Origin of the sequence: Calidithermus chliarophilus DSM 9957 (genome assembly GCF_000430045.1) — a bacterium.
GTDB lineage: Bacteria > Deinococcota > Deinococci > Deinococcales > Thermaceae > Calidithermus > Calidithermus chliarophilus.
Genome location: NZ_KE387023.1, coordinates 2,315,229 through 2,339,003 on the forward strand (window position 1 = coordinate 2,315,229; position 23,775 = coordinate 2,339,003).

Consider the following 23,775-nt stretch of genomic DNA (forward strand, 5'->3'; position numbering starts at 1 on the left):
CGCCGGGCAACTGGCCCAGGCCGCGCGGGCCCACCTGGCCGTGGGCCGCAAGCTGCGGGTCGGGCCGCTGGGCCGCACCGCGCTCGTGCACTACACCAAGGCGCTCGAGCTCATGGGCCCCATGGCCCCGCCCCAGGAGCGCTTCCAGGTGCTGGCCGAGTGCGCCGAGCTCAAGCTGGCGCTGGGCGACCAGGCCCAGGCCGAGCGCCTGGAGCTCGCCCGGCTCTCCAGCGAGGTGCCGGAGGAGCGCTTCCGGCTTTTCCTGCTCGAGGCCGAGGCCGCGGTGCAGTCCGGGCAGGTGGCCGAGGGCACCCAGACCGCGCGGCGGGCCCTCGAGCTCGCCCGCACCGCCTGGCAGAAGGGGCAGGCCCTGTTCCGGCTGGCCTGGCTCGAGTACCGCGGCGGCGACCCCGACGCCCAGCTCGAGCCCCTCACCGACTCCATCCGCTACTTCGAGATCTCGGGCGACCGCCCCATGGAGGCCCACGCCCTGCGCAACCTGGCGGGCTACTACTCGCGCATCGGCGACCACGCCAGGGCCCGCGAGGCCTACAACAAGGCGCTGGTGCTGGCCGAGGGCCTGGCCGACGACCTCCTGCTGCGCCGCCTCAAGGCCGACGGCGCCATCGTGGACTTCGTGCGCGGGGCCTACCACCTCAGCATCGCCGCCGGGGAGACCCTGCTGGCCGAGGCCCGCGAGCGCGGCGACCTGTGGGCGGTGTGGGACGCGCTGCACATCTTGAGCCTCAACGCCGGGGCGGTGGGGCTGAGCACCGGGCTCGAGCAGGCCCTGCGCCAGGCGCTGCAGGAGGCCGAGGCCGTGCGGGCCTACCGCGACGTCTCGATCCTGCGCACCTCGCTGGGTACCGCCCTGATGGTCGAGAACCGGCTGGGGGAGGCCGTGGATCAGTTGCAGCAGGCCCTGCGCGTGATGGAGGACCTGGGCGAGCAGGCCACGTTGGGCTACGCGCTGTTCTCGCTGGGCTTCACCCAGGTCGAGCAGGGGCGCTACGAGGAGGGCGAGGAGGTGCTGACCCGCGCCGCCGAGCACTGGGGCGAGCGCCGGCAGGGCCGCGACCGCGCCCGCGCCCTGGCCGGGCTGGCCCTGTCCTACCTGCGCCGGGGCGAGCGCGAGAGGGCGCTCGAGGCCTCGAGGCTGGCCTACGAGGGCCGCGAGGAGTGGGCCGAGGGCATCTTCGACCTGCCGTTCATCCTGTACGCCCGGGCCCGGGCCCTGGGGGAGGACGCCGGGGCGGAGCTGCTGGGGCGCACCCAGCAGCACCTCATCGCCCTCTCCGAGCGCCTGCCCCCCGACCTCTCGGCGTACCTGCTCAACAACCGCTTCGTGCGGTGGGCCCTGAGGAAGGCGGCTAGGAAGCCGGCTCTCCCGTAATACCGGATTCAAAAAGATAATCGTCCAAATCCAAAGAGCCCAGGGGCTATCTTTTCGGACCCCAGAGCACACCCCTCCCTGACGGTCGGCGGAGAAAGCGCATCCCTTCCAAAGGGCGGCACCGCCCTCCGCCACGCGGATAACTCCGGCCCTTTCAGTCCGGCGCCGGACTGACCGAAGCTGGTGCAGCCCCTGTACCCGGGTCTCCCGCGAGGAACGCGAATTCCACGAGGGCGTGGCCGGATAAGGCTCAGCAGCCGCGTATTGAGCCCCTCCCCACCGTAACGGGGATTTAACACCGCCGTTGTTACCCTTCGCGTAGCCTGACCAAGGGGTCAGTCGCAGGAGGGAATATGAAGCGATGGGGTCCTATGTCGAGGATGCTGTTAGGCTCGTTGCTCTTGCTGTTGCTGGTGGCGTGCCCGGGTGGAGGGGCGCCCAAGCTGACGGTTTCTCCCAAGACGCAGACCGTCGTGGCCGGGGGCGCGCCGGTCAACTTCACCGCGACGCTCACGGGGGCCTCGGGCACCATCACCTGGAGCCTCAGCGGGCCGGGCAGCATCTCCACGACCACCGGCGCCGGCACCACCTACACCCCGCCCGCCTCCGTGGCGAGCCCCCAGACCGCCACCCTCACCGCGACCTCCGGCTCGCTCTCCGACAGCGCCACCATTACCATCAACCCGCCTGCCAGCATCACCGTCTCGGGCAAGGTGATCGATTTCTACGGCCAGGGAGCGGGCGGGCTCGCCGTCAGGATCGGTAGCACTACCACTACCACGGCCTCGGACGGGACCTTTAGTATCTCGAACGTCACCACCCCCTACGACGCCGTGGTGTTCAACAGCACGACCAAGGTCGTCAACTACTACAAGGGGCTGACGCGTTCGGACCCCAGCCTGACGGCCATCAACCTTGCGTCCGTCACCCCGCCCAAGTCTGCCTCTTTCTCGGGCAACCTCTCCGGCGGCGCCGGCTTCCCCAACCCTGCCAACCACACGACCCGCGTGTTCTTTGGCTCACCCGAGACTTTGCAGAGCGGCAGCAGCGTCACCGGTCCCGCCTACGGCCCGGTGAACGCCGCGTGGTTCGGCCCGGACAGCACCTCGGGCAACGTGTACGCCTTGCAGTGGCAAGTTGACCCGGGCACCAACTTCCCGATCGACTACAAGGGCTTCGGGAGCAAGGCCCTGACCCTGAGCAACGGCGGCACGTTCAACAACCAGGACGTGACTTTGGGCAGCCTGGCCGAGGACAACCTCAGCGGGAGCGTCACCGTCCCGGCGGGGTATGCCCTGAACCAGCGTAGGGTCAACCTGCGGGTAGCCCCCGGGTCGGGCACGGCCCTGCTCACCGACGCTTCGGCCGCCGCCAGCTTCAGCTACGTCACCCCCAGGATCACCGGTGCGACCGTTTCGCTCGTGGCGACGGCCAGTAGCGGGGCCAGGTCGTCTTTGGCCTGGAAAGCCGGGGCCGCGACCAACGCCTCCGGGGTCAGTGTCAGCCTGACCGCCGCCCCCGGCCTGACGGTGCCGGTCAACAACGCCACGGGCGTCACCATCAACACCGATTTCCAGACCACCGGTTTCAGCGGCGGGGTGAACGTCTTCTACTTCAAGCACCTGGCCGGCTCCAACCCCGACATCTACGTGATCACCACCGCGAACACCACCAAAATTCCCGACCTGAGCGCGATCGGCCTGGGTCTGCCCACTTCCGGGGCCGTCAGCTACTCGTGGCAGGTCATCGGGGTTGCGCCCTTCACCTCCACCGACCTCGCGGCGGGGTCCGGCGGCTTCCTGAAGGATTACATCAAGGTTGCCCTGCTCGGCAGCGGCGCGGGGCCCGACGCGGACGGCGGGATTGGCGTGTCGGAGACCTTTAACTTCACCACTCCGTGAAGCGTCTCGAGACCAGCGAACGAAAGGAGGAGGCCGGGGATCCCCCCGGCCTCGGTGCTCGCGCTCGAGCCTAGAACCGCTCGGCCACCTTGTCCCAGTTGATCACGTTCCAGATCGCCGCCAGGTAGTCGGGGCGGCGGTTCTGGTACTTGAGGTAGTAGGCGTGCTCCCACACGTCGATGCCCAGCAGCGGGGTGTGGCCCTGCATGAGGGGGGAGTCCTGGTTGGGGGTGGAATACACGTGCAGCTTGCCCTCGCCGTCCTTGACCAGCCAGGCCCAGCCCGAGCCGAAGCGGGTCGCCCCGGCCTGGGTCATCTTGGCCTTGAGCTCGTCGAAGGAGCCGAAGGCGGCGTCGATGGCCTCGGCCAGGCGGCCGGTGGGCCGCTGGGAGCCGCCCGGGGTGAGGATGTCCCAGAAGAGGGTGTGGTTGTGGTGGCCGCCGCCGTTGTTGATGACGGCCTGGCGGATGGATTCGGGCACTTCCGTGATGCGGCCGAGGAGTTGCTCGAGGCTCCAGCCCTGGATCTCGGGGGCCTTCTCCAGCGCGGCGTTGAGGTTGTTGACGTAGGCCGCGTGGTGCTTGCCGTGGTGAATCTCCATGGTCTGCGCGTCGATGTGGGGCTCGAGGGCAGCCTTGTCGAAGGGAAGGTCGGGCAGTTTGAAAGGATAACTCATGCTTCCACCTCCAAGGCCGATTCTAATTCACTGCCCCCCCCGCAAAGGGCAGGGCACCACTTTTGGCGCTACTCCGGCGCTCCCTCCTCCAGCATCCCCTGGCGGATGACCTCCAGGCACGCGCGCACCACCGCGGGGTCGAACTGCCGCCCGCCCTGGCGCTCCAGCTCCTCCACCGCCCGCTCCAGCGGCCACGCCGGCTTGTAGGGGCGCTCGTTGAGCAGCGCGTCGAGCACGTCGGCCACGGCCACGATGCGGGCCGAGAGCGGGATCTGCTCGCCGGCCAGGCCCAGCGGGTAGCCGGTGCCGTCCCAGCGCTCGTGGTGGGCCAGGGCGATCTCCTGGGCCATCTGCAGCAGCTTGGAGTTGCCGCCCGAGAGGATCTGCGAGCCGATGTGGGTGTGCTGGCGCATGAGGGCGAACTCGGGGGGGCTGAGGCGGCCGGGCTTGAGCAGGATGGCGTCGGGGATGCCGATCTTGCCCACGTCGTGCAGGCGGGCGGCCGACTGGAGGAGCGCGACGTCGGGATCGGGCCAGCCCAGGGTGCGGGCGATGAGGGCCGAGAGGCGCCCCACGCGGCGGGTGTGCTCGCCGGTGGCGTCGTCGCGGTACTCGGCGGCCAGCGCCAGGCGGTTGACGACCTCGAGGTGGGCCTCCTCGAGCTCGCGGGTGCGCTCGCGCACCTTGGCCTCGGCCTCCTCGCGGGCTTTCTGCTCGAGCTCGGTGCGCAGGCGGTACATCTCGGCCTCGTTGCGTGCGCGCTGGAGGTCGAACTGCACGCTGAGCTGCCGGGTGCGGCGCTCGCTCTCCTCGTTGAAGACCTCGCGCTCGAGGCGGTGGAACTCCTGGTGGTGCTCGAGGGCCTGCTCGAAGCGCCCCAGCCCCCGGTGGGCCTCGCACAAGCACTCGTGCGCCTCGTAGGCCGAGCGGCGGTTGCCCAGGCTCTGGGCCAGGCTCAGCGCCTCCTGGAGGGGCCCCAGGGCCTGCTCGAAGCGGCCCATCGCCAGGTGGCTGCGCCCCAGGTTGAGCAGGGCGTCTACTTCCCCCTCGCGGTCGCCCAGGGTCCGGGCGATGCTGAGGGTTTGGGCGTGGGTGCGTAAGGCCTGCGGGTGCTGGCCCAGCGCGGTGTAGACCTGCCCCAGCCCGTCGAGGTTATCGACCTCGAACTGCCGCAGGCCGAGCTGCCGGGCCTTGCTCAGCGCCCTCTGGAAGAGCGTGCGCGCCTTGGCCCACTCGCCCTTGCCGAGGTAGAGGTTGGCCAGGTTGTTGAGCACGGCGGTCTGGGCGAGTTGGTCGCCCGCCTCGCGGCTGGCGGCGAGGGCCTGCTCGAAGAGCTCGAGCGCCCGGGCGGAGTCGCCCAGCCGCTGGTAGAGCATGCCCAGGTTCACCAGGTTGCTGATGCTGCCCCGCGAGTTCAGGCCCAGGCTGCTGAAGAGCTCGTAGGCCGCCTTGAGGTGCTCGAGGGCCCGCGCGTAGTCGCCCAGGGCGAGGTGCACCTGGCCGGTGTTGTTGAGGATGTTGGCCTGGGTCTCCGCCAGCCCCAGGCGGCGCGCGGCGGCCAGCCCCTCGCCCAGGCACTCCAGGGCCCGCGCGTGCTCGCCCTGGATGCTCAGCACGCTGGCCTCGAGGTTGAGCGCCTCGACCACCGCCTTGTGGTTGCCCGCCTGGCGGGCGAGGGAGGAGGCCTGGGCGAACTGCTGCACGGCCTTCTCGAGCTGCCCCAGGTCGCGGTAGACCCGCCCTTGCGCCAGCAGGCACTGCGCCAGAGGCGCCAGGTGCCCCAGCGCGAAAAAGCCCTGCTGGGCCTGGGTCAGGACCCTGATGGCCTCGCCCAGGCTCCCCTGCCGGTAGAGCGCCAGGCCCTCCTCGAGCCGCGCCGCGGCCTGCTCGGCGGTGAGCAGGGGAGAGCCCGGCGTGAGGGCGGCGGGCTCGAGCTGCGCCACGTCGCCCTCGCCGGGGGTACTGCCGGGCGGGGGGCTGGCTTCGTTCACGTCGTTCACCCCCGGGGCCTCAGTCGTCGAGGACGTTGCGCAGGAACTCCTCGAGGTCGAGGCGTCCTTTCCCCACCTGGTCTTTGTAAGCCTCGTTGAGGCCGTTGTTGTAGATGTCGCTCGAGCGCACCCGCAGCTCGTCGGCGAGGTTGGCCGCGGGGACCTCGAGCTTCTGGCCCAGCGCCAGGGCCAGCGCCCCCGAGGCCATGGGCGCGGCCATCGAGGTGCCGGTCCAGGCGGCCTTGCGCGGCTCGGGATTCCCGGGGGCCGGGCCGTAGACGTTCTCGCCCGGGGCGGCCAGCTCGACGCTCTTGCCGTAGGTCGCGAAGCTCGACTTGACGTCGGAGAGGTTCACGCTGGTGACGCTCAGGCGCTTCCAGCCGTTCTTGTCGTCGGCCATGGTCGAGGCGGGGAAGGTCACCTTGTCGTCGCCGGTGTTGCCGGTCGAGGCCACCACCAGCACGCCCTTGCCGTTGGCCGCGCGGATGGCCTGCTCGATGGCGTCGTGCTTCTGGTCGCTGCCCAGGCTCAGGTTGATGACCTTAGCGCCCTTGGCCACGGCCCAGTCGATGGCCGCGGCCACCGCCGCCACGTCGCCGTAGCCGTCGGAGCCCAGCACGCGCAGGGGCAGCAGGGTGGCGCGGGGCGCGACCTGGCGGATGATGCCCGCGACGTTGGTGCCGTGGCCGTAGCCGCCCTGGCCCAGATCACCCACTTCCTGCGGGACGGGGTCGTTGTCGTAGAAGTCCCACCACTCGCCCGCCGGGGCCAGGGCCTCCTTCAGGGCCGGGTGCTCGAGGTCTACGCCGGTGTCGATCACGGCGACTTTCACCCCGTACCCGAGCCTCGGGGCCAGCCTGTGGCCCTGCTCGAGCCGGATGCGCTTCCAGGTCTCGGTGTTTTCGGGCATCCAGGCAAAGACCCCCCCGGCCCAGATGGCCGAGGAGCCACCCGCCCAGATCGCCGAACTCCCCCCGGCCCAGATCGTGGAGGAGCCGCCCGCCCAGATCGTGGAGCTGCCGCTCATCCAGGCCGCCTGGCCGCCCGAGAGGAAGCTACGGGCGTTGGGCTCGAGGGTGAGGTTGTCGGCCGCGATCACGTCCTTCTTGGCCTCGGCGGTCCGGCTGTCGAGCCCCAACATGGCGTAGCTGCCGCTCTCCCAGACCAGGGCCTTGCCCCCGTACCGCTCCTCGAGGCTCGAGCGGCTCTCCGAGCCCGACAGCGGCACGGTCAGCACGAAGTCGGCGCGGGGCTGGTTCGCACTCAGGGGGACGTCTCCCGTCGCGGGCGGGGGCGCGGGGTTGCACCCGGTGACCAGGGCCAGCGGGAGCACCCACGCGAGGAACCGGCCCAACAGCTCATGCGGGATCCGGCCGTGGAGGGGGTGGGAAGGATTAGGGGTCATGGTTCGGGCCTCGTCTCGCCACCACGTTGAGCTGCTACTCCCTTAGTGAACGCCTGAATAGCGATTACAGAGCAAATATATCCGCTCCCCTTGCCGTCGCAGGCGGGAAAATGACCAAGGCCCGGTTAATGTAACGAAGTTCACGGGGCGGTTTTCCCGATCCCCAAGGGAAATCCCCGCCCGAGCAAGGCGGGGATTGTTGCCAGGACACGGAAAAGCTTTAGGAACTGCTCGGGCGGGTCATCTCCATGGGCACGACCCAACGGTCGAACTCTTCTTCGCTCAGGTAGCCCAGCGCCAGCGCGGCCTCCTTGAGGCTGGTGCCCTCCTTGTGGGCCTTCTTGGCGATCGCCGCGGCCTTGTCGTAGCCGATGTGGCGGTTAAGCGCCGTTACGAGCATCAGGTTCTTCTCCAGGTTCTCCCGGATGCGGGGGAGGTTGGGCTCGAGGCCCACCGCGCAGTGGTCGTTGAAGGCGCTGCAGGCGTCGCCCAGGAGCTGGATGCTGGTGAGCACGTTATACACCATCACGGGCTTGAAGACGTTGAGCTGGAAGTTGCCCTGGCTGCCGGCGAAGGCCACCGCCGCGTCGTTGCCGAAGACCTGCACGCACACCATGGTCATGGCCTCGCTCTGGGTGGGGTTGACCTTGCCCGGCATGATGCTGCTGCCCGGCTCGTTCTCGGGGATGACGAGCTCCCCGATGCCGTTGCGCGGCCCCGAGGCCAGCCAGCGCACGTCGTTGGCCATCTTCATCAGCGCGCCGGCCAGGGTGCGCAGCGCGGCGCTGGTGGTCACCAGGGCGTCGTGGCCGGCCAGCGCGGCGAACTTGTTGGGGGCCGAGACGAAGGGGAAGCCCGTCTCCTTGGCGAAGTAGGACGCGGCCAGCTCGCCGAACCGGGGGTGCGCGTTGAGGCCCGTGCCCACCGCGGTCCCGCCGATGGCCAGCTCGTAGAGGCCCTGCTCGGCGTGGCGGACCTGCTCGAGGCAGTAGTCGATCTGCGCGACCCAGCTCCCGATCTCCTGGCCCAGCGTGATGGGCGTGGCGTCTTGCAGGTGGGTACGGCCCACCTTGACGACGTCCTGGTAGGCCTCGGCCTTGGCGGCCAGGGTGTCGCGCAGCTTCTTCACGTTGGGGTAGAGCTGGCGGTGCAGCTCCTCCACTACTGCGATGTGCATGGCGGTGGGGAAGGTGTCGTTGGAGCTCTGTCCCCGGTTGACGTGGTCGTTGGGGTGGACGGGGTCTTTGGAGCCCAGCACCCCGCCCGCCAGCTCGATGGCCCGGTTGGAGATCACCTCGTTGGCGTTCATGTTGCTCTGGGTGCCGCTGCCGGTCTGGAAGACGACCAGCGGGAAGTGCTCGTCGAGCTTCCCGGCGATCACCTCGTCGGCGGCCTTCACGATGAGCTCGGCCTTGTCGCGGGGCAGCTCGCCCAGCTCGGCGTTGGCCAGCGCCGCGCCCTTCTTGAGGATGCCCAGCGCCCGGATTATGCTCCGGGGCATCTTGAAGCGCTCGGTGCCGATGGGGAAGTTCTGCAGCGACCGCTGGGTCTGGGCCCCCCAGTAGCGGCTGGTCTCGACCTGGATTTCGCCCATGGTGTCTTTTTCGATGCGGTAGCTCATGGCTTTGCCATTTTACCGGCTGGGCCGGGGGTCGAAACGGCGCAGCGCGCGGTAGGCAATCCCTAAGCCGAGCGCCACGCAGAAGGCCCCGGCGAAGAAGGGGGCGCCGGGCAGCTCCGCCACCGCCTGCGGCCCGATGAAGCGGCTGAAGAGGTAGGTGCCCGCCACCGGGCCCACGACGCCCATCAGGCTGCCGACGGTCGCCAGGGCGCCCTGCACGGTCCCCTGCTCGTCGGACCGGACGCTGCGGCTGATGAGGGCCTGCAGCGCGGGCTCGTCCACCGCGCCCAGCGTGGCGACCACCAGCACCGCGAAGAGCATCCAGGGGGCGCTGGCGAGGCCGTAGAGCACGAGGCTGAGCGCGCTCACGACCAGGCCCAGCACGACGGCCCGCCGTTCCCCCAGCCTCGGGACCAGCCAGGGCACCACCAGCCCCTGCCCCAGGGCGGTCATCAGCCCGAAGGCCGCCAGGGTGAGGCCGTTCTCGGCGGGGCCGAAGCCGTAGCGGTAGGCGACGTAGGGGATCCACACCGCGACCAGCATGTTCATCGCCAGGCCGTTGAGCAGGATGGTCCAGGCCAGCGAGCGCAGCAGGGGGTACCGGCCCAGGGCGGCCAGCGCCCCGAAGGGGTTGGCCTCGAGCCAGCGCAGCGTTCGCTTGCGCTTTTCCGCCTTCAGCGACTCGGGCAGCAGCGTCAGGGCCAGCGTGAAGGTGAAGGCCGAGAAGCCCGCGACGATCCAGAACGGCACCCGCAAGCCCCAGTCGCCCACCAGGCCGCCCAGCGCGGGCCCGATCACGAAGCCGACGCCGAAAACGGCCCCGACGAGGCCGAAGTTGCGGGCCCGCTGTTCGGGGGGCGAGACGTCGACCAGGTAGGCGTTGATCACCACCAGGTTGGCGCTGGTGGCCCCCGCGACGACGCGGCCCAGGAAGTAGAGCTCGAGGCCCGGCGCGAGCGCGGTGAGCAGGTTTCCCGCCGCCGCCCCCGCCATTGACAGCAGCAGGACGGGTTTGCGCCCGTAGCGGTCGGAGAGCATCCCCCACACCGGGGCGAAGAACAGGGTGAGCGCCGCGTAGAGGGCCAGCGACCAGCCGTAGAGGCGGGCCGCCTCCTGCACGGTGCCGCCGCCCAGGGCTTGCAGGAAGCTGGGCGTGATGGGGTAGACCAGCCCCTCGCCCGCGACGTCCACGAACAGGATCGCCAGCACCACCAGCAGGCCGGAGCGCGCCATGGGCTCACTCTAGCCGCGAAGGTTTGGCTTGTCAAACTGTTTGGTCAATCGTAAATAGCGGTTCGCCGAACCGTTCGCCCTTTTGGCCTAAGATGGGGGGGTGGACGCCCTACGGCAGGAGTTGGCCCAGGCCCTGTGGCGGCTGAGCGAGGTGGCCTTCGCCGACTGGACCGGGCAGATGACCGAGATGGCCCAGATCCACGGCCTCACCCTGCGCGAGATCAACACGCTCTACGAGTTGGGCGTGAACGAGTCGCTCAAGGTCTCCGAGGTCGCCGCGCGCACCGGGCTCTCCAAGGCGGCGGCCAGCCAGATGGTCGAGCGCATGGTGCGGCAGGGGCTGCTCGAGCGCGCCGAGAACCCCGCCAACCGCCGGGAGAAGCAGGTGCGGCTGAGCCCCCAGGGCCGCACGATCACCCGGCAGTTCGACCAGGCCGCCCTCGAGCAGATCGTCAAGGTGCTCTCGCGTGTCCCCGACGAAAAAATCCGGCCCCTCCTCGGGGCCGTGAACGCGGTGCTGGAGGAGCTCGAGACCAGCCCGCCCGGGGGGTAATTGCCGGCTACTCCTTCGTCTGCTCGTAGGGCTGGTGAAGCTGCACCGGCTTGGCCTTGGTGCGGCTGCCGGCGCGGATGTTGAGCCACTCGGTGAAGACCGCGAAGGCGATGGCGAAGTAGATGTAGCCCTTGGGGATCTTCTGGCCCAACCCCTCGGCGATGAGGCTCACGCCGATGAGCAGCAGGAAGGACAGCGCCAGCATCTTGACCGCCGGGTGGCGGTTGACGAAGCCGTAGATGCCCTTGGAGGCGAAGAGCATGATCGCCACCGCCACGATCACCGAGGCCATCATCACCGGCACGTAGGGGGTCATGCCCACGGCGGTGATCACCGAGTCGATGGAGAAGACCAGGTCCAGCAGCAGGATCTGGCCGATCACCGCGGCGAAGGTGGGGGCGACGCGGGCGCTGGCGTGGCCCTCCTCGCCCTCGAGCTTCTCGTGGATCTCCTTGGTGGCCTTGTAGATCAGGAAGAGCCCGCCCAGCATCAGCACGATGTCCTTGCCGGAGATGTCCTGCCCCAGCACCGTGAAGAGCGTGGCCTTGAGGCCGATGATCCAGCCGATGGCCAGCAGGAACAGCAGCCGCATGCCCGCGGCCAGCAAGAGCCCGGTCTGGCGGGCGCGGTCCTGCTGCTCCTTGGGCAGCTTCGCGGCCAGGATCGAGATAAAGATGACGTTATCCACGCCCAGCACGATCTCGAGCACGGTCAGCGTGACGAGCGCGGTCCAGATTTCGGGGTTGGCGATCCACTCCATACATGCACAAGCTTAGAGCACTCTTCGTAACGGCTGAACCTCTCACTGCCTCGGTTTTCGCGTGCTGTACAGAACAGTTGCCCCCGTGAGAACGCGAATGCGTCCGGGGGGCGACGCCCGTGAGGGGTGCGACAGGGGAGAGCGGCGCTTCCGGATCGGCGCGGCCCACGCTTCCCGGGGGAACAGTTTCCCCTAAGCTCGGCCCTGTAGCATGGGGGGCATGTGGGATCTGATCGTCGTGGGGGCCGGCCCGGTGGGGCTCGCTGCCGCCATCGAGGCCAAGCGGCACGGGCTGTCGGCGCTGGTGCTCGAGAAGGGGCCCCTGCTCAACACCCTCTACCGCTGGCCCCGCGAGACCGTGTTCTTCTCCGAGGCCCGCAACCTCGAGATCGGCGGGCACCCCTTCCCCTCGCTCGCCCCCAAGCCCACCCGCCGCGAGGCCCTGGCCTACTACCGCCGGGTGGCCGAGGTCGAAGGCCTCGAGGTGCACACCTACGCCCAGGTCACGGGCATCGCCGGGGCACAGGGCAACTTCACGGTCGGCTACCGCGGACGCGACGGAGAAGGCAGCCACCGCGCCCGCTTCGTGGTCGTCGCCACGGGCTACTACGACAACCCCAACCGCCTGGCGGTGCCCGGGGAGGAGCTGCCCCACGTGCGCTACGGCATCGACGAGACGCTGGGCTACTGGCGGCAGGAGGTGGTGGTGGTCGGCGGCTCCAACAGCGCGGTGGAGACCGCCCTCGAGCTCTACCGGGGCGGGGCGAGGGTGACGGTGGTCCACCACGCCGCCGAGATCCGGCCCAGGGTCAAGTACTGGCTCAAGCCCGACTTCGAGAACCGGGTCAAGGAAGGCTCGATCCGGCTCCTGCTGAGCGCGAAGGTGCGCGAGATCGGGCCGCGCACCCTCACCGTCGAGCGGCCCGGGGGCCTCCAGACCCTCCCCGCCGACTTCGTCGTGGTGCACATCGGCTACCGCGCGGTGGACCACCTGCTGCGCCAGGCGGGCATCCGCTTCGACGAGCACGGCGACCAGCCCGTGCTCTCCGCCGCCTACGAGACCTCCTTGCCGGGGCTGTTCGTGGCGGGCTCGGCCGGCTTCGGCTCCGACACGCGCACCGTGTTCATCGAGAACGGCCGCGAGCACGCCCGCGTCGCGGTGGCCGAGATCGCGCGGCGGCTGGCGCCCGCCCCCCGCGCCTGAGGCTGGGTAAAGGAAAATTCACGCAGCCCTACTAAAGCAAAAATGCGCGGGGGATAAACCTGGGCGAGGAACGGAAGAGCCCGCGAAGGAGGAATTCTCGATGAACCGCACGACCGCGTTGCCCCTACTGCTGTTGTTGGCCGTAGGCTGCCAGAAACCCGGCCAGGCCCTCCAGCCCCCGGCCGGCTTCCAGGCCGCTGCCGTTTCGGCCAACGCCATCAAGCTCGACTGGCAGGCCGTCCAAGGCGCGACCGGGTATGTCCTCGAGCGCAAGACCGGCAGCGCCGCCTACGCCGAGGTCGCCCAGCCCGCCGACACCACCTACACCGACGGCGGCTTGCAGCCCAGCACCACCTACAGCTACCGCCTCAAGGCCACCAACGGCGCGGCGAGCAGCGGTTGGGTGGAGGCCTCGGCCAAGACCGCCGACCCCGTGCCCGCCGGGGGCTACAAGGTCGAGCTGGTCAAGGACGTGAAAGCCGGGACCATCTGGAGCCTCAACTTCGGCCCCGACGGCAGGCTCTACTTCACCGACCGCGACCAATCGAGCGTCAAGCTCTCGGCCCTCGAGCTCGCCTCGGGCAACGTCACCACCTACGCCTCCTCGGCCGCGGTGCGCGACGAAGGCGAGGGCGGGGTGATGGGCCTGGAGCTCGACCCCGACTTCGCCGCGAACAAAAAGGTCTACGTCTGCTACTCCTACTGGAAAAACGGCGATTCGAGCAAGGAGGAGAACGCCCGCAACCGCCTCTCGAGCTTCGTGATCTCGGGCTCTGGCCTCACCGGCGAGGTCAAGCTCCTCGACGACATGCTGGGCTGGTGGAACCACAACGGCTGCCGGGTGCTGCTCTCGCCCGACAAAAAGCACCTCTTCGTCACCATGGGCGACGCGGCGGCGGCCCCCTCCAACGTCCCCGGCGAGCCCGGCAGCGACGCCAAGGCCCAGAGCAAGAAGCTGCTGGCCGGGAAGATCTTCCGCATCAACCTCGACGGCTCCATCCCCACCGACAACCCCTACTACAACGACCCCGACGTGCCCGGCGCGGTCAAGGCCATGTGGAGCATCGGCCACCGCAACCCGCAGGGCCTGGCCTTCGACCCCGCCACCGGCAAGCTGTGGTCCACCGAGCACGGCCCCGACGTCAAGGACGAACTCAACCTGATCAAGCCGGGCTATAACTACGGCTGGCCCGAGTGCAAGGGCGAAGACCCCTGCGACCGCCCCGACCGCCAGCCCTACCAGCCCGCCACCAAGGCCTACTACGCCGACCGCACCGTCGCCATCTCCGACATGACCTTCTACAACGCCGACGCCTTCCCCGCCTGGAAGGGAAGCCTCTTCTTCGTCACCCTCAAGACCGGGCGCATGTACCGCCTCGAGCTCAGCGGCGAGACCGTCGCCAAGGAGGAGCTCATCATCGGCAAGCTGAGCGACTCGTCCGGCCCCTACGGCCGCTTGCGCGACGTGACGGTAGGCCCCGACGGCTTCATCTACTTCTCCACCGACGACAGCAAGATTTACCGTGTCGTGCCGGATGGTCGGTAGTCGATAGCCGATAGCCGAACGCCGACCGCTAAACGCCGAACGCCAAACGCAAGACGCAAAACGCAAGACGCCTTGTTCCCCTCTTAGCAAGAGGGGCCGGGGGGATAAACCCTCCCCGCACGCGGGGAGGGCGGGGGAGGGGTTCCCTTCACCACGAGCCACTAGCCACGTGCTTATCGCTGATGGCTGACTGCTGACGGCTGACCGCTGAAGGCTGACCGCTCACCGCTTGCTGCCAATTCCGAAGGGGCCCCTTGCCGGAGCCCCTTCTTCGTCCTCGGTGGTCGTTACTGGTCGGTCGCTAGCTGGGCCGGGGCCTGCTGCTGGCGGGCTTCGCGGGGCGGGAACTGCTTGAGGATGACCGCCAGGGCCGCAATGATCTGGCCCACGAACATCACGATCCCGGCCACCAGCCGCACCGTGTCGGTCCCGCCTTGAAGGGTGAGCAGGAGCCCGACGACGCCGACGAACCACAGGACGGCTCCCGTGGCGAACACCGAGTAGACGGTTCGCAGATGTTTATCAGTATTGGTATTTCTGCGCATGAACCACCTCCTCGAGAGCCAAGGGTAGCAAGCGGGGGCGCGGCCGCTGGTTCAAAAGCGCCTCCCGATCGTTACCTTTTCGGCGGGTTAAGCGGGGATAAGAGTTAACGCCGGGTCACAAAGGGGGCCTTCGGGCGCGCCCGAAGGTGCATTTTCTACAGCCATTCTGTTATTTATTGATCGTGATCTGCGAATTTGTGTTTTAACAGATCGGGGGCTATGGTGGAACTCCCATGGCGGTGCTGCGTTTCGACCGGGGAACCCTCCTGCTGGAGGGCTTCACCAGCCTGCCGCCCGCGCCCTTCGAGTTCGACCCCCGGGTGGAGGCGTACCGGGCTCCGGCCATCAGCTACCCCGAGGTGATCCGGGTTTTGCGGGACCAGATCCGGGAGAACCGGGCGCCCGCGTACGGGAAGCTCGAGCTCGAGTTCACCCCGCCGCACACGCTCTACCCGCACCAGCAGGCGGCCCTCACGGCCTGGAAGCGGGCCGGGGGGCGCGGGCTGGTGGTGCTGCCCACGGGGGCGGGGAAGAGCCTGGTGGGGCTCTCGGCCATCGCGTGGGCCTCGAGGAGCGCGCTGGTGGTGGTGCCTACCCTCGACCTCATGCACCAGTGGTACGCCCACCTCCGCGCCGCCTTCCCCGGCGCCAACGTCGGGCTGATCGGCGGGGGCTACCACGAGGTGACGGAGCTCGCCGTCGCCACCTACGACTCGGCGGCCATCCACGCCGAGAAGCTGGGCAACCGTTACGGCACGCTGGTCTTCGACGAGGTGCACCACCTGCCCACCGACTTCTACCGCGCCATCGCCCTGTTCTCGCTCGCGCCCTACCGCCTGGGCCTCACCGCCACCCCCGAGCGGGCCGACCTGCGCCACGAGGAACTGCCCGAGCTGGTGGGGCCGCTGGTCTACCGCCGTCACGCCGCCGAGCTGCAGGGTGACGTGCTGGCGGAGTACCGCATCGAGCGCATCTACACCGACCTCAGCCTGGCCGAGCGGCAGGCCTACCACCAGGCGCTCGAGGAGCGCAACCGCTTCCTCGACGAGCACGGGCTGGGGCTGGGCACGCTGCAGGGCTGGCAGCGCTTCGTGATGGTCTCGGCCCGCTCGGAGGCCGGGCGGCGGGCCATGCGCGCGCACCGCGAGGCCGGGCGCATCGCCGCGGCCACGCCGGGCAAGCTGCGGGCGCTCGAGGTCATCCTCGCCCGCCACGCCGGCGAGAAGATCCTGATCTTCACCGCCGACAACGACACCGCCTACGCCGTCTCCCGCGCCTACCTCGTCCCCTGCCTCACCCACCAGACCCGCGTGAAGGAGCGGCAGGAGTTCCTCGAGCGCTTCCGCGACGGGACCTACCGCGCCATCGTCACCAGCAAGGTGCTCAACGAGGGCGTGGACGTTCCCGACGCCAGCGTGGGCGTGGTGCTCTCGGGCTCGAGCGTGCCCCGTGAGCTCGTGCAGCGCCTGGGCCGCATCCTGCGCCGCTCGGAGGGCAAGCGGGCCGTGCTCTACGAGATCATCGCCAGGGAAACCCGCGAAGAACGGGTTTCAGAGCGGCGAAGGGAGGGGGTACGGCTCGATCCGGGGGGTAGCGGTTCGCGGCTCGAGAACACCGTCTTCTCCGACCAGCCCATCCTCTGGGACGACCTGGGGGAGGACTGATGCTCCCCTCCGAACTGCTGCACTACACCGTGCGCGGCGGGCGGGCCACGCCCCGCTTCACCCGGCCCGAGAAGGGGTTGCCCTGGGCCGAGGGCGTGCTGCGGGTCATCGGCGAGCACCTGAGCCGGCGGCGGGGGGAGCTCGAGGAGGCCCTGCTCGCGCTCGAGGGCGACTCCCCCGACTACAGCCTGGTGCGCGGCCTGGCCCACTTGGCCCTGAACGAGGCCACCTTCGAGGTGCGCTCGCTCGTGGAGCCCGAGTTCCTGCGGCGCAAGGCCTTCACCCTGGCCGCCGGGCGCGGCTACGGCGAGCGCGAGGCCCTGGCCGTGCTGGGCGAGCTGGGGGAGGAGTTCAAGCTGGAAGGGGAGGTCCTGCGCGACGCCCTCTACGCCGACCTCCCCGAGAACCACGTCCTGGTGTCGGTCCCCGACCTCACGCCCCAGGGGCTGCTCGAGCGCTACAACCTCGCCCAGGCCCAGGGGCTGCTGTACTACGCCACCGAGCTTGTCATCCAGGCCCACCGCAACACCTCGGGGCAGTACAAGCGGCTGTTCCGCTACCTCAAGTTCTACCGGCTGATGTGGGTGGTGGAGGGCGACCTCGACTCGGGCTACCGCGTGCACGTGGACGGCCCCAGCTCGCTCTTCGCCCAGACCCGCCGCTACGGCGTGCAGATGGCCGCGCTGCTGCCCGCCCTGCTCCACGTGAGCCAGTGGGAGCTGCTGGCGCGGCTCAACCTCCACGGCCAGGAGGTCGAGTACGCGCTCAGCTCGCGCAACAACCTCGTCTCGCACTACCCCAAGCCGCCCGAGTTCGACTCGATGCTCGAGGCCACCTTCGCCAAGCGTTGGGAGAAGCTGGGCAGCGAGTGGGCGCTCGAGCGCGAGGTGGAGGTGGTGGACCTCAAGGGCACCGTCTTCCTCCCCGACTTCGCCCTGCGCCACCCCGGCGGGCGCACCGTCTACGTCGAGATCGTGGGCTTCTGGCACCCCGAGTACCTGCGCCGCAAGTTCGAGAAGGTGCGAAAAGCGGGCCTGGACAACCTCGTGCTGGCCGTCTCCGAGCGGCTAAAAGTCAGCCGCGACGACCTCGAGGGCATCCTCGGCCCCGTGGTCTGGTTCAAGGGGCAGCTCGAGCCCAAGGCGGTGCTGGGGGTGCTGGGGGAGATGGGCCTGTGATACCCGATTCGGGTTAGTCCCGCGCCGAACTGACCGAATCGGGTGTAACGCGCTCGGGCCTCGAGCCGGGCGGCTTGACACGGTATACCAAAGCCCCGTAGACTCACAGACAAGATGCCTGCGAGCCTCGCCCTAACCCTAGTCGTAGTAGGCCTAGTAATTATTGGGCCTACCGGGGATAGGGTGTAGCTGTACGAGCTTAAGCGCATCGCGAACCCCCGGATACTTCCCGGGGGAGTTTTTTTTGGAAGAGGAGCGTGTATGAACGGAGCGGCGGCAATCCTGAAAGCGCTGGAGAAGCAGGGGGTGACCACCATCTTCGGGCACCCCGGGGGCACCATCATGCCCACCTACGATGCCCTCTACGACTCCCCCATCCGGCACATCCTGGTACGGCACGAGCAGGGCGGGGTCCATGCCGCCACCGCCTATGCCCGCGCCAGCGGCAAGGTCGGCGTGGTGATGGCGACCTCGGGGCCAGGAGCCCTCAACCTCGTCACCGGGCTGCAGGACGCGCTGATGGACTCCACCGCCGTCGTGGCCATCACCGGCAACGTCCCGCAGGCGCTCATCGGCACCGACGCCTTCCAGGAGGCCGACGTCTGCGGCATCACGCAGCCCGTCACCAAGCACAACTTCCAGATCCGCGACGTGCGCGACATCCCCCGCGTCATCGCCGAGGCCTTCTACATCGCGTCAACGGGCCGCCCGGGGCCGGTGCTGGTGGACATCCCCAAGGACGTGCAGCTCGCGCCCTTCACCGGCAGCTTCGACGCCGAGATCGACCTCCCCGGCTACAAGCCCACCTTCAAGGGGCACCCCCGCCAGATCGAGCGGGCGCTGGAGGCGCTCGAGAAGGCCCGCAAGCCCATCCTGATGGTGGGGGGCGGGGCCCAGCACGCCTCGAAGGAGGTCGTCGAGTTCGCCGAGAAGTCGGGCATCCCGGTGATCCCCACCCTGATGGGCCTGGGCGCTTTCCCCGGCACCCACCCGCAATTCCTGGGCATGCCCGGCATGCACGGCTCGGTGGCGGCCAACCGCTCCATCCAGTACGCCGACACCATCCTGGCCATCGGCCTGCGCTTCGACGACCGCGTCACCGGCAAGATCTCGCGCTTCGCCCCCAACGCCCACACCATCATCCACGTCGACATCGACCCCGCCGAGATCGGCAAGCTGGTCAACACCGCCATCCCCGTGGTGGGCGACGCCAAGTGGGTGGCCGCCGAGCTCGCCAAGGGCGCAAAGAAGCTGCGCCTGGACGAGTGGTGGCAGGAGGTGGACGCCTGGCGCACCCAGCACCCCTTTAGCTGGAAGCCCCAGCCCTACCTGCAGAGCCAGGAGGTCATCCACGCCTTCTGGGAGGCCACCGGGGGCAAGGCGGTGGTGACGTCGGGGGTGGGGCAGCACCAGATGTTCACCGCGCAGTTCTTCAAGTTCGACAAGCCCCGCTCGTGGATCAACTCCGGCGGGCTGGGCACGATGGGGGTGGGCCTGCCCTTCGCCATCGGCGCGGCGCTGGCGAGGCCGGGCGAGACCGTCATCGACTTCGACGGCGACGGCTCCTTCCAGATGACCCTGCAGGAGCTGGCCACGGTGAAGAAGTACAACCTCCCCGTCAAGATCGTCATCCTCAACAACGGCTTTTTGGGCATGGTGCGGCAGTGGCAAGACCTCTTCCACGCCAAGCGCTACAGCGAGGTCTACCTCGCCGACTCCAACCCCGACTTCGCCAGGCTGGCCGAGGCCTACGGCATCAAGGGCGTGACCCTCGAGGACAAGTCCCGGCTGGCCGAGACCGTGCGGGAGGTGCTGGAGCACGACGGCCCGGTGCTGCTGGAGTGCCGCGTGCACCACGAGGAGGGCGTGTTCCCCATGATCCCTTCGGGCGGGGCCGCCGAGGACATGATCATCGAGAACCCGCGCGAGACCGTCGAGGCAGGGGGCTAACCCCATGCAGGAAAAGGTCGTCAACCTGGCACAGAAGTTCTCCCTGTTCTCCGAGCATTGGTCCCCCAAGCTCGTGGCCCGCATGAACGATTACGAGTTCAAGCTGGTCAGGATTCAGGGCGACTTCGTGTGGCACAAGCACGAGGACACCGACGAGGTGTTTATCGTTCTCGAGGGAGAGATGCGCATTGACTTCCGCGATGGGCCGGTACACCTCAAAGCCGGGGAGTTGCTCGTGGTGCCCAAAAACGTCGAGCACAAGCCCTACGCCGAGCAGGAGTGCAAGGTCATGCTGGTCGAGCCAGTGGGCGTGGTGAACACCGGCGATGCCGGGGGCGCGTTGACCGCCGAGGTGGAGGCGATATGAGACACGTGGTTTCCGTTTTGGTCCAGGACAAGCCCGGCGTCCTGCAGCGCATCGCGGGCCTGATCGCCCGCCGGGGCTTCAACATCGAGTCGCTGGCGGTGGGGCGCACCCATCAGGAAGGGCTCTCGCGCGTCTCGCTGGTGGTCACCGGCGACGACCGGGTGCTCGAGCAGGTCGAGAAGCAGCTCAACCGCCTGGTCGAGGTCATCAAGGTCACCGACCACTCCGAGCCCCACGTCGAGCGCGAGCTGGCGCTGGTCAAGGTGGCGGTGCCGGGCATGGAGGAGCGCCTGGAGATCAAGGACATCGCCGAGGCCTTCCGCGCGCGCATCGTGGACGTGGCGCGCAAGTCGATCATCTTCGAGCTCACCGGCGACTCGAGCAAGGTGCAGAACTTCATCGAGGCCATGCGGCCCTATGGCCTGCTGGAGGTCATGCGCACCGGCGCGGTCGCGCTCTCGCGCGGCGAGCAGGTCTTGAAGGTACGCGAGAAGAAGCCGGCGGTGTGAGGCAGACCGCAGGGTCTGCCTTTTTTGGCGCGGAAGCGCCGCGATACGAAGGGAGAACCATCCGATGAAGATCTATTACGACTCCGACGCAGACTTAGGCTTTATCAAGGACAAGACCGTGGCGATCCTGGGCTTCGGCTCGCAGGGCCACGCCCACGCGCTCAACCTGCGCGACTCCGGCATCAAGGTGGTCGTGGGGCTGCGCCCCGGCAGCCGCAACGAGGCCAAGGCCAAGGGGGCGGGGCTCGAGGTACTCCCCGTCGCCGAGGCGGTGCGGAAGGCCGACGTGGTGATGGTGCTGCTCCCCGACGAGACCCAGGGCAAGGTCTACCGCGAGGAGGTCGAGCCCAACCTCAAGGAGGGGGCCGCGCTCGCCTTCGCCCACGGCTTCAACATCCACTTCGGCCAGATCAAGCCCCGCCCCGACCTCGACGTGTGGATGGTGGCTCCCAAGGGCCCCGGCCACCTCGTGCGCAGCGAGTACGAGAAGGGCTCGGGCGTGCCCTCGCTGGTGGCGATCTACCAGGACGCCTCCGGCTCGGCCCTGCCCACCGCGCTGGCCTACGCCAAGGCCAACGGCGGCACCCGCGCCGGGACCATCCAGACCACCTTCAAGGACGAGACCGAGACCGACCTCTTCGGCGAGCAGACCGTGCTGTGCGGCGGCCTGACCCAGCTCATCGCCGCGGGCTTCGAGACGCTGGTGGAGGCCGGATATCCCCCCGAGATGGCCTACTTCGAGTGCCTGCACGAGGTCAAGCTCATCGTGGACCTGATCTACGAGTCGGGCTTCGCCGGGATGCGCTATTCCATCTCCAACACCGCCGAGTACGGCGACTACACCCGCGGCCCGATGGTGGTCAACCGCGAGGAGACCAAAGCCCGCATGCGCGAGGTGCTGCGCCAGATCCAGCAGGGCGAGTTCGCGCGGGAGTGGATGCTCGAGAACGCCGTGAACCAGCCCACCCTCAACGCCAACCGCAACTACTGGAAGAACCACCCCATCGAGGTCGTGGGCCCCAAGCTGCGCGCGATGATGCCCTTCCTCAAGTCGCGCTTCAGCAAAGAAGAGGTCTCACAAGGCTGATAGCTCATGGCCCATGGCCGATAGCCCGATAACCCCTGCCATGAGCGATTCGCTATCGGCCATGAGCGGAAACCGGAGGTTTCCATGAGGCACATCCGAATCTTCGACACCACGCTTCGGGACGGGGAGCAGTCGCCCGGCGTAGCCCTTTCCCTGCAGCAGAAGCTCGAGATCGCCCACGCCCTGGCCCGGCTGGGCGTGGACATCATCGAGGCGGGCTTCCCGGTGAACGGGGCGAGCGAGTTCGAGTGCGTGCACAAGATCGCCCGCGAGGTGCGGGGACCGGTGATCTGCGGGCTCGCCCGCACCCACAAGCTCGACATCGAGCGGGCCGCCGCCGCGCTCGAGCCCGCCGAGAAGCGCCGCATCCACGTCTTCACCAGCGCCAGCCGGGTGCACCTGGAGTACATGCTCAAGAAGACCCCCGAGCAGATCCTCGAGCTCACCGACGAGATGGTGCGCTACGCCCGCAACTTCACCGACGACGTGGAGTTCAGCGCCCAGGACGTGATGCGCGCCGACTTCGACTTCGTGCTGCGCCTCTACGAGACCGCCATCGCCGCCGGGGCCACCACCATCAACATCCCCGACACCACCGGCTACGGCACGCCGCTGGAGTACGGCGCCCTCATCAAGCGCATCCACGACGAGGTGGTGCGCGGGCGCGACGTGCACATCTCCGCCCACTGCCACGACGACCTGGGCATGGCCACCGCCAACAGCCTGGCGGCGGTGGAGAACGGCGCGACCCAGATCGAGTGCACCGTCAACGGCATCGGGGAGCGGGCCGGGAACACCGCTTTGGAGGAAGTGGTCATGGCGATCTACACCCGCCGCGACCACTACCAGGCCGAGACCCGGATCAACACCCGCGAGATCTACCGCGTCAGCCGCATGGTCGAGCGCTACACCGGCATGGTGGTGCAGCCCAACAAGGCCATCGTGGGCGACAACGCCTTCGCCCACGAGTCGGGCATCCACCAGGACGGCGTGATCAAGAACAAAGAGACCTACGAGATCATGAACGCCGAGATGGTCGGGCGCGAGGCCGCCGTGCTGGTGCTGGGCAAGCACTCGGGCCGAGCCGCCGTCAAGAAAGCCCTGCAGGACCTGGGCTACGAGCTCGGCGAGAGCCAGATGCAGGCGGTGTTCCAGCGCTTCCGCGAGATCGTCGACCGCAAGGGGCCCATCAGCACCGAAGAGCTGCGGGCCTTGGTCGAGAGCGAAACCGCGCCCACCGCGCACCTGTTCAGCATCGAGCAGCTCCAGTTCTTCTCCGGCTACGGCATGCTGCCCACCGCCACCGTGCGCCTGAAGACCCCCGAGGGCGAGGTGACCACTACGGCCATCGGCGACGGGCCGGTGGACGCGGTCTACAAGGCGCTCGCCGAGGCCATCGAGATCCAGCCGGAGCTCGAGCTCTACCGCGTGGAGGCCGTCACCGGCACCACCGAGGCGCTGGGCGAGGTCACGGTCAAGCTCAAGCTGGGCGAAGTCCTCGCCACCGGCCACGGCATCTCGCCCGACATCATCGAGGCTTCGGCACGCGCCTACCTCGACGCGGCCAACAAGCTGGTGGCCGGGCAGGCGGCCAAGCACCCGCCGAGCCTGGACGAGGTGCAGATCAAGGGCATCGTCCGGTGAGCGTACGAGCCAGGGAGGCCGGGTCGTGATCTTCGAGGTGGCGGATCTTCGCGTGAAGGATGAGCTGACGACCGAGTTCGAGTCGGCGTTGGCACACTTGGCGCAGCGCTTCTCGAGCCTTCCCGCCTACCTGGCCCACGAGCTCCAGCGTAGCCTCGAGGGCAACCGCTACCTCTTGCTGCTCGCCCTCGGCAATGAGCGGGACAAGCCGGCTTTCCTCGAGGCTTTCGCGCCCGTGGCTGCCGTGCTCGAGACCTTTCTGGAAGCGCCTCTGCGCCTCGAGTCCTTCAAACGTGTCCTTCTGTCCGGCCCGGGAAATGGGTAGAACCCGTTATGGTTGCCCTAGAAGAACTCAAGGCCACCGTCCTTCGCATGGAGCAGCGGCTGAATGCCCTGAAAGACGCGCGGGTCGAGGAACTCATGAAGGCTTACCGCGAGTTGGTGCCACGTTTCGAGCGGGACTTCGAGGACGAACGTGAACGACTGCTCTCGCGGGGCGGGGCGCTGATGCTGGTGCAGCAGGCGTGGAAGGAAAGGGCCTAGGGAGG

The 23,775-nt window shown here is 68.6% G+C and carries 21 protein-coding genes; 14 read left to right on the plus strand and 7 right to left on the minus strand.

Annotation, left to right across the window (positions count from 1 at the left end; genetic code table 11):
* Together MEICH_RS24725 and MEICH_RS24730 are read left to right on the plus strand one after the other, a co-directional pair.
* Positions 1–1,393: hypothetical protein (locus MEICH_RS24725; protein WP_036218512.1), on the plus strand; the 1,393-nt coding region annotated here is incomplete at its 5' end.
* A 371-nt stretch (positions 1,394–1,764) separates the two neighbouring features.
* Entirely contained in the window at positions 1,765–3,294 is a 1,530-nt protein-coding gene (locus MEICH_RS24730) for a carboxypeptidase regulatory-like domain-containing protein (RefSeq protein WP_174422437.1), read from the plus strand.
* Between the two features lie 70 nt (positions 3,295–3,364).
* Here the strand turns inward: MEICH_RS24730 and MEICH_RS0111255 are convergent, their stop codons facing one another.
* The 5 genes from MEICH_RS0111255 to MEICH_RS0111275 all read right to left on the minus strand — a co-directional run bounded on the left by MEICH_RS0111255 (position 3,365) and on the right by MEICH_RS0111275 (position 10,220).
* A complete protein-coding gene (locus MEICH_RS0111255) occupies positions 3,365–3,970 on the minus strand; it encodes a superoxide dismutase (protein WP_027892697.1) in 606 nt (201 codons plus the stop codon).
* 68 nt (positions 3,971–4,038) lie between these two features.
* Positions 4,039–5,970 carry a tetratricopeptide repeat protein gene (locus MEICH_RS27150; RefSeq protein ID WP_051304111.1) on the minus strand — a complete coding sequence of 644 codons (1,932 nt, stop codon included), beginning with the start codon at positions 5,968–5,970 and terminating at the stop codon, positions 4,039–4,041.
* A 10-nt stretch (positions 5,971–5,980) separates the two neighbouring features.
* Positions 5,981–7,366, minus strand: a complete 1,386-nt coding sequence (locus MEICH_RS0111265; RefSeq protein ID WP_084542274.1) for a S8 family peptidase — start codon at positions 7,364–7,366, stop codon at positions 5,981–5,983.
* A gap of 220 nt (positions 7,367–7,586) precedes the next feature.
* Positions 7,587–8,987: a class II fumarate hydratase gene (gene fumC, locus MEICH_RS0111270; RefSeq protein WP_027892699.1), complete on the minus strand. Its 1,401-nt coding sequence runs from the start codon at positions 8,985–8,987 to the stop codon at positions 7,587–7,589.
* A gap of 12 nt (positions 8,988–8,999) precedes the next feature.
* Positions 9,000–10,220 (minus strand): TCR/Tet family MFS transporter, encoded by a 1,221-nt coding sequence (locus MEICH_RS0111275; protein WP_027892700.1) that lies wholly within the window; start codon positions 10,218–10,220, stop codon positions 9,000–9,002.
* Between the two features lie 100 nt (positions 10,221–10,320).
* Here MEICH_RS0111275 and MEICH_RS0111280 point away from each other — a divergent pair, with 100 nt between their 5' ends.
* Positions 10,321–10,773, plus strand: a complete 453-nt coding sequence (locus tag MEICH_RS0111280; protein ID WP_013158569.1) for a MarR family winged helix-turn-helix transcriptional regulator — start codon at positions 10,321–10,323, stop codon at positions 10,771–10,773.
* A 7-nt stretch (positions 10,774–10,780) separates the two neighbouring features.
* Here the strand turns inward: MEICH_RS0111280 and MEICH_RS0111285 are convergent, their stop codons facing one another.
* Positions 10,781–11,533 carry a TerC family protein gene (locus MEICH_RS0111285; protein WP_027892701.1) on the minus strand — a complete coding sequence of 251 codons (753 nt, stop codon included), beginning with the start codon at positions 11,531–11,533 and terminating at the stop codon, positions 10,781–10,783.
* Between the two features lie 220 nt (positions 11,534–11,753).
* On the opposite strand from MEICH_RS0111285, the gene MEICH_RS0111290 reads away from it, so the two are divergent.
* Together MEICH_RS0111290 and MEICH_RS24740 are read left to right on the plus strand one after the other, a co-directional pair.
* Positions 11,754–12,737 (plus strand): YpdA family putative bacillithiol disulfide reductase, encoded by a 984-nt coding sequence (locus MEICH_RS0111290; RefSeq protein WP_027892702.1) that lies wholly within the window; start codon positions 11,754–11,756, stop codon positions 12,735–12,737.
* Positions 12,738–12,837: 100 nt separating this feature from the next.
* On the plus strand, positions 12,838–14,283 hold the full coding sequence (locus MEICH_RS24740) for a PQQ-dependent sugar dehydrogenase (RefSeq protein ID WP_051304112.1): 1,446 nt from the start codon (positions 12,838–12,840) through the stop codon (positions 14,281–14,283).
* Between the two features lie 287 nt (positions 14,284–14,570).
* On the opposite strand, the gene MEICH_RS0111300 is transcribed toward MEICH_RS24740, so the two are convergent.
* Positions 14,571–14,828, minus strand: a complete 258-nt coding sequence (locus MEICH_RS0111300; RefSeq protein WP_157202740.1) for a hypothetical protein — start codon at positions 14,826–14,828, stop codon at positions 14,571–14,573.
* A 233-nt stretch (positions 14,829–15,061) separates the two neighbouring features.
* Between MEICH_RS0111300 and MEICH_RS24745 the strand changes: the two genes are divergently transcribed.
* The 9 genes from MEICH_RS24745 (at position 15,062) to MEICH_RS0111345 (ending at position 23,770) form a co-directional block, all read left to right on the plus strand.
* Positions 15,062–16,492 carry a DEAD/DEAH box helicase gene (locus MEICH_RS24745; protein ID WP_036218513.1) on the plus strand — a complete coding sequence of 477 codons (1,431 nt, stop codon included), beginning with the start codon at positions 15,062–15,064 and terminating at the stop codon, positions 16,490–16,492.
* Entirely contained in the window at positions 16,492–17,670 is a 1,179-nt protein-coding gene (locus MEICH_RS0111310; protein ID WP_027892704.1) for a DUF790 family protein, read from the plus strand. The genes MEICH_RS24745 and MEICH_RS0111310 overlap by 1 nt, the downstream gene beginning before the upstream one ends.
* 261 nt (positions 17,671–17,931) lie before the next feature.
* The gene (ilvB, locus tag MEICH_RS0111315) at positions 17,932–19,620 is read left to right on the plus strand and encodes a biosynthetic-type acetolactate synthase large subunit (RefSeq protein WP_027892705.1); all 1,689 of its coding nucleotides are present in this window, start codon (positions 17,932–17,934) and stop codon (positions 19,618–19,620) included.
* 4 nt (positions 19,621–19,624) lie between these two features.
* A complete protein-coding gene (locus MEICH_RS0111320; protein ID WP_027892706.1) occupies positions 19,625–19,987 on the plus strand; it encodes a cupin domain-containing protein in 363 nt (120 codons plus the stop codon).
* Entirely contained in the window at positions 19,984–20,496 is a 513-nt protein-coding gene (gene ilvN / locus MEICH_RS0111325; RefSeq protein WP_027892707.1) for an acetolactate synthase small subunit, read from the plus strand. The genes MEICH_RS0111320 and ilvN overlap by 4 nt, the downstream gene beginning before the upstream one ends.
* 64 nt (positions 20,497–20,560) lie before the next feature.
* The gene (gene ilvC / locus MEICH_RS0111330; RefSeq protein ID WP_027892708.1) at positions 20,561–21,583 is read left to right on the plus strand and encodes a ketol-acid reductoisomerase; all 1,023 of its coding nucleotides are present in this window, start codon (positions 20,561–20,563) and stop codon (positions 21,581–21,583) included.
* An 84-nt stretch (positions 21,584–21,667) separates the two neighbouring features.
* Positions 21,668–23,227, plus strand: a complete 1,560-nt coding sequence (locus MEICH_RS0111335) for a 2-isopropylmalate synthase (protein ID WP_027892709.1) — start codon at positions 21,668–21,670, stop codon at positions 23,225–23,227.
* A gap of 25 nt (positions 23,228–23,252) precedes the next feature.
* Positions 23,253–23,552 carry an antibiotic biosynthesis monooxygenase family protein gene (locus MEICH_RS27155; protein WP_051304113.1) on the plus strand — a complete coding sequence of 100 codons (300 nt, stop codon included), beginning with the start codon at positions 23,253–23,255 and terminating at the stop codon, positions 23,550–23,552.
* Positions 23,553–23,560: 8 nt separating this feature from the next.
* Positions 23,561–23,770: a hypothetical protein gene (locus MEICH_RS0111345; RefSeq protein WP_027892710.1), complete on the plus strand. Its 210-nt coding sequence runs from the start codon at positions 23,561–23,563 to the stop codon at positions 23,768–23,770.
* The last annotated feature ends 5 nt before the right edge of the window (positions 23,771–23,775 follow it).

Bases quoted from the DNA above. Each gene is read 5' to 3' on its own strand.
- MEICH_RS0111275 (WP_027892700.1), bottom strand. From the start codon at position 10,220: ATGGCGCGCTCCGGCCTGCTGGTGGTGCTGGCGATCCTGTTCGTGGAC.
- MEICH_RS0111255 (WP_027892697.1), bottom strand. From the start codon at position 3,970: ATGAGTTATCCTTTCAAACTGCCCGACCTTCCCTTCGACAAGGCTGCC.
- fumC (WP_027892699.1), bottom strand. From the start codon at position 8,987: ATGAGCTACCGCATCGAAAAAGACACCATGGGCGAAATCCAGGTCGAG.
- ilvB (WP_027892705.1), top strand. From the start codon at position 17,932: ATGAACGGAGCGGCGGCAATCCTGAAAGCGCTGGAGAAGCAGGGGGTG.
- ilvN (WP_027892707.1), top strand. From the start codon at position 19,984: ATGAGACACGTGGTTTCCGTTTTGGTCCAGGACAAGCCCGGCGTCCTG.
- MEICH_RS24730 (WP_174422437.1), top strand. From the start codon at position 1,765: ATGTCGAGGATGCTGTTAGGCTCGTTGCTCTTGCTGTTGCTGGTGGCG.
- ilvC (WP_027892708.1), top strand. From the start codon at position 20,561: ATGAAGATCTATTACGACTCCGACGCAGACTTAGGCTTTATCAAGGAC.
- MEICH_RS0111300 (WP_157202740.1), bottom strand. From the start codon at position 14,828: ATGCGCAGAAATACCAATACTGATAAACATCTGCGAACCGTCTACTCG.
- MEICH_RS0111290 (WP_027892702.1), top strand. From the start codon at position 11,754: ATGTGGGATCTGATCGTCGTGGGGGCCGGCCCGGTGGGGCTCGCTGCC.
- MEICH_RS0111320 (WP_027892706.1), top strand. From the start codon at position 19,625: ATGCAGGAAAAGGTCGTCAACCTGGCACAGAAGTTCTCCCTGTTCTCC.
- MEICH_RS0111345 (WP_027892710.1), top strand. From the start codon at position 23,561: ATGGTTGCCCTAGAAGAACTCAAGGCCACCGTCCTTCGCATGGAGCAG.
- MEICH_RS0111285 (WP_027892701.1), bottom strand. From the start codon at position 11,533: ATGGAGTGGATCGCCAACCCCGAAATCTGGACCGCGCTCGTCACGCTG.
- MEICH_RS24745 (WP_036218513.1), top strand. From the start codon at position 15,062: ATGGCGGTGCTGCGTTTCGACCGGGGAACCCTCCTGCTGGAGGGCTTC.
- MEICH_RS0111265 (WP_084542274.1), bottom strand. From the start codon at position 7,366: ATGACCCCTAATCCTTCCCACCCCCTCCACGGCCGGATCCCGCATGAG.
- MEICH_RS0111335 (WP_027892709.1), top strand. From the start codon at position 21,668: ATGAGGCACATCCGAATCTTCGACACCACGCTTCGGGACGGGGAGCAG.
- MEICH_RS24740 (WP_051304112.1), top strand. From the start codon at position 12,838: ATGAACCGCACGACCGCGTTGCCCCTACTGCTGTTGTTGGCCGTAGGC.
- MEICH_RS0111310 (WP_027892704.1), top strand. From the start codon at position 16,492: ATGCTCCCCTCCGAACTGCTGCACTACACCGTGCGCGGCGGGCGGGCC.